Genomic DNA, 4,767 nt, shown 5'->3' on the forward strand with positions numbered 1-4,767 from the left:
CAATGCCTTGGTGATAAAGGTTGAGCGAAGCAGGAAACAATACCCCCTCCCAACCTCCCCCTAGAAGGGGGAGGAGCAAAAGCCCCCCGCAGAGGGAAAGCATGCACAGGTATCAAAAAATCGCGGTGTGGCGGTTGAGAAAATAACAAACACAATTAAACTCAACAGCCCAAATTGTTCACAAAACCCAAGAAATACCATGTTCAACAACATATTAGTCGTCTGCGTTGGCAATATCTGCCGTTCACCGATAGGTGAACGATTACTAAAACAACAACTGCCTCATAAAAATATCGCTTCTGCTGGTCTCGCCTCTGAAAAAAGCCGACTTGTCGGCAAATCGGCTGATGATATGGCAATCCAAGTCGCACAAGAACACGGTGTCTCGCTGGAAGGCCATCAATCACAACAGCTTACCCCACAGCTTTGCAGTCAATTTGATCTCATCCTCGTGATGGAAAAAGGGCACATTAACGCCCTCAGTGACATCGCGCCCGAAGCGCGTGGTAAAACCATGCTTTTCGGACAATGGATTGGTCAACGCGACATTCCCGATCCGTACCGCCAAAGTAAAGAAGCGTTTGATCACGCCTACGCGCTGATCGAACAAGCGGCCGCGGCTTGGGTAAAAAAACTCTAACCGAACGGGATACTTAACCTGCTCATTCACACCCTTTGTTGGGTGTAGCGGCGTTTTGACCCGAAAACAGACAACCCTAAACAGAAACTCCCTAAAAACAGCAAAAACTATGACAGCACAAACATCAAAGCGCACCATCGACTCCGCCTCTGACGAAATCGATCTGGGCAAACTTTTTGGCTTACTGCTTGACGGAAAATGGATCATCCTCGTTACCACAATGGTTTTTGCCGTTTTTGGGGTAGCGTTTGCCATTCTTTCCACTCCCATTTACAAGGCGGATGCCTTAATCCAGATCGAAGCCAAAAAAGGCGGCGGCATCTCATCGCTGGTGGGCGGAGATATGGGCGAACTGTTCAGTTCGGATTCTACCGCGACCACGGAAATTGAAATCATCAAATCGCGGATGATTTTGGGCGACACCGTTGAAAAATTTAACCTCACTACCCTCGTCACGCCGGATTATTTCCCCCTCATCGGCAAAGGCATGGCGCGTTTAAGTGGTCGAATGAATCAACTGCAAGTCAGCCGTTTTGAACTGCCGGATTTCGCTACCACGTTAGAGCATCAAATCGTGTTGCAAGATGCAGAGCAAGGCACTTACCAGCTGGTGCGTGGTGATGGCAAAGTGATTTTGCAAGGCGTAGCGGGTGAGCTGGCGGAGCAAGATGACTACCGTTTGTTTGTCACGGGGATGGAAGCCGAAAGTGGCTTTGCGTTCAATATTGCCAAAATCAATGAGCTGGATGCGATTGACGAGCTCAAGCAAAACCTCTCGATTGCTGAAAAAGGCAAACAGACCGGCATTGTCGAGCTGTCACTGACCGGTGAAAACCCAGCGCAGATCCGCGCGCTGCTCAATAACATCAGCCAAAACTACTTTTTGCAAAACGTGAAACGTAACTCGGCTGAAGCCGAAAAAAGCCTGAGCTTTTTACAAGGCCACCTACCGGATATCAAAACCGATTTAGAAAGTTCAGAAGATGTACTGAACCGCTACCGTCAAGACAACGAATCCATTGACCTAAGCCTAGAAGCGAAAGCCACGCTGGATGTGATGGTTAAGCTAGAAGCTCAACTTAACGAACTGACCTTTAAAGAGAGTGAAATCAGCCAGCGTTTCACCACTGACCACCCAGCCTATAAATCGCTGCTGGATAAACGCCAAGTGCTGCTCAAAGAACGTGAGCGTATTAACCACCAAGTACAAAAGCTACCGAAAACCCAGCGCGAAATCCTACGCATGACGCGTGATGTGGAAGTAAACCAGCAAATCTACCTGCAATTGCTCAATAAAGTGCAAGAGCTGAATGTGATTAGGGCGGGCACGGTCGGTAACGTACGAGTTTTGGATAACGCACAAGCCTATGCCAACCCAGTCAAACCGAAAAAACCGCTGATTGCCGTATTAGCGACCTTATTGGGTGCGATGGCGAGTGTCGGTTTCGTATTGGTGAAAGCCGCGCTGCACCGCGGAGTCGAAAACCCAGATGATATTGAAGCCTTAGGGCTTTCAGTGTACGCCAGTGTTCCGAAGTCAGATATGCAACAAGGCTTTGAAAAGCGGATGAAGCGCCGTAAAAGCGATGAGCTTACGCTACTGGCCGAATACAACCCTGCCGATCTCTCGATTGAAGCGCTGCGTGGCCTACGCACCAGCTTGCACTTTGCGATGATGGAAGCGAAAAACAATATCTTGATGATTTCAGGCCCTGCGCCGGGTATTGGTAAATCGTTCGTTTCGACCAACTTTGCCGCGGTCGCGGCGAAAACCGGCCAAAAAGTGCTATTGATTGATGCCGATATGCGTAAAGGCTACCTACAAAAGCCGTTTGGTTTGCCGTGGGAAAATGGCCTTTCTGATTACCTTGCCGGCAAGTTAGCCCTAGAAAGCTGCATTAAAACCTGCCCAGTGGAAAACTTAGCGATTATCACCCGTGGCCAAGTGCCGCCCAACCCTTCAGAACTGCTGATGCATAAGCGAATGGAAGAGCTACTGCAATGGGCCTCTGAGCATTATGACTTGGTTATTGTGGATACCCCGCCGGTATTGGCCGTGACTGACCCAAGTATTGTTGGTGCCCACGCCGGTACTACCTTAATGGTGGCGCGTTTTGGCCAAAATACCGCGAAAGAGATTGATGTGGCCCGTCACCGCTTTGAGCAATCCGGTATTGAAGTGAAAGGGGTGATTTTCAACGCCGTCGAGAAGAAAGCGTCAAGTACTTATGGCTATGGGTATTACAACTACAGCTATGGTGATGCAAATAAATAAAAAAATTAAATTCCACTTCAATAAATTGAACAGTTGAGTCTAGCAATGAAAATATTAGTTACAGGCGGCAGGGTCAAATCATGAACATGCCCGGATTTAAAGGGTTCGCAGCATACTGTTATAGAATTCGAAAGCGAAAAATCCGGATAGATTGAATAGTTTGAATCGAGTTGATTTTCATGGTTTTTTTAAATCAATGAGTTACAGTTTTTAGCTATTTATCTAATAGGCTCGCTGTGAAGTTTTTGACCGGCTTTGAGCCATTATATAGCAAGGATGTTCATGATTTTTCCGTGAGCTTGTGTATTAATGATGTCGATTTAAGTTGAAAAACCGCGGTCTCTACCGCGGTTTTTTTATCCTTTCAATTCATGCTTGTGCGAAATCGGTATGATCCCATCGGTTAATTAATGTACTTAGGAGTGGAAAACAACATGGAAGTGGTTCATCACGGAGGTAAGGCGAGTGTCACGGGTTCATGCCATGAATTGCGAGCCGATGGGCAAGCGCTGCTGATTGATTGCGGCTTGTTTCAAGGGGCGGATGAACGCCCGTTGGCGGTGGAGTTTGCACTGGGGCATGTGGATGCTCTGATCTTAACCCATGCGCACATCGACCATATTGGCCGTTTGCCTTGGTTATTGGCGGCCGGTTTTAAGCAGCCGATTTATTGCACGGCGGCAACGGCGGAGCTGGTGCCATTGATGCTGGAAGATGGTTTAAAGCTGCAGTTAGGCATGTCTCCCAAGCAGAGTGAGCGCGTACTGACCGAGGTGCGCCGTTTGCTGCGTGTGCAAGATTATCAAAAGTGGTTTGCGGTGCAGCCTAAGCGTGCTGATTCGCTCTGGGTGCGCTTTCAGCCTGCGGGGCATATTTTGGGCTCGGCGTATGTGGAAATTCGGCGTCCGAATGGTGAGGTGGTGGTGTTTTCGGGGGATTTGGGGCCAAGCCATACGCCTTTGTTGCCCGATCCGCAGTCGCCAGAGCGGGCAGATTATCTGTTTATTGAAACCACTTATGGCGATAAGCAGCACGAGGATGTGCAGAGCCGAGGGCAGCGGCTGCGCGTGATGATTGAACGCTCACTGACTGACGGCGGTGCGATTTTGATTCCGGCGTTCAGTGTCGGGCGCACCCAAGAGCTGCTCTTTGATATTGAGCAGCTTATCTTTTCTCAGCAAATCGATGCTAATTTGCCGATTATTCTCGATTCGCCGATGGCGCAGCGAGTAACGCGTTCTTATCGTCGCTTTAAACAGTTATGGGGACGAGAAGCCAAAGCGCGGCTGCAAATGCATCGGCATCCGTTGGCGTTTGAGCAGTGTATTACGGTGGAAGATCACCGAACCCATGAGCGCTTGGTCAACCGTTTAGCCTCAACCGGAGAGGCGGCGATTGTGGTGGCGGCTTCGGGGATGTGTCAGGGCGGCCGCATTATGGATTATTTAAAGGCGCTGCTGCCGGATAAGCGAACTGACCTGATTTTGGCTGGCTTTCAAGCAGAAGGTACGCTTGGGCGCAGTATTCAAAGTGGTCAACCTTCGGTCTGGATTGAGGGGACTGAAGTGGAAGTCAACGCGCATATTCATACGATGTCCGGTTATTCCGCCCACGCCGATAAGGCCGATTTACTGCGCTTTATTACCGGCATTCCTGAAAAGCCCAAGCAAGTGCACCTGATCCACGGTGAAGCCTCAGCCAAGCAAGCGTTCGCGGCTGAGCTTACTCAACTCGGATATTCGGTGCTTTGAGTGGGAAGCTTGGTTTGGTGTGAAATACCCCCTCCCGTCCTCCCCCTAGAAGGGGGAGGGGCAAGAGCCATCTCTTTATCAATCAGCAAGATTAAGCTTGT

The 4,767-nt window shown here is 49.4% G+C and carries 3 protein-coding genes; all 3 read left to right on the forward strand.

The window, feature by feature from the left end; genetic code table 11:
* Positions 1 to 199: 199 nt before the first annotated feature.
* The 3 genes from GOU96_RS16850 (at position 200) to GOU96_RS16860 (ending at position 4,666) form a co-directional block, all read left to right on the forward strand.
* The gene (locus tag GOU96_RS16850) at positions 200 to 640 is read left to right on the forward strand and encodes a low molecular weight phosphotyrosine protein phosphatase (RefSeq protein WP_113612858.1); all 441 of its coding nucleotides are present in this window, start codon (positions 200 to 202) and stop codon (positions 638 to 640) included.
* Between the two features lie 109 nt (positions 641 to 749).
* Positions 750 to 2,915: a polysaccharide biosynthesis tyrosine autokinase gene (locus GOU96_RS16855; protein ID WP_267782519.1), complete on the forward strand. Its 2,166-nt coding sequence runs from the start codon at positions 750 to 752 to the stop codon at positions 2,913 to 2,915.
* A gap of 434 nt (positions 2,916 to 3,349) precedes the next feature.
* Positions 3,350 to 4,666 carry an MBL fold metallo-hydrolase gene (locus tag GOU96_RS16860; protein ID WP_199354909.1) on the forward strand — a complete coding sequence of 439 codons (1,317 nt, stop codon included), beginning with the start codon at positions 3,350 to 3,352 and terminating at the stop codon, positions 4,664 to 4,666.
* Positions 4,667 to 4,767 lie beyond the last annotated feature (101 nt).

This window comes from Vibrio sp. R-1 (genome assembly GCF_035615595.1).
Taxonomy (GTDB): domain Bacteria; phylum Pseudomonadota; class Gammaproteobacteria; order Enterobacterales; family Vibrionaceae; genus Vibrio; species Vibrio cholerae.

Bases quoted from the DNA above. Each gene is read 5' to 3' on its own strand.
- GOU96_RS16860 (WP_199354909.1), top strand. From the start codon at position 3,350: ATGGAAGTGGTTCATCACGGAGGTAAGGCGAGTGTCACGGGTTCATGC.
- GOU96_RS16855 (WP_267782519.1), top strand. From the start codon at position 750: ATGACAGCACAAACATCAAAGCGCACCATCGACTCCGCCTCTGACGAA.
- GOU96_RS16850 (WP_113612858.1), top strand. From the start codon at position 200: ATGTTCAACAACATATTAGTCGTCTGCGTTGGCAATATCTGCCGTTCA.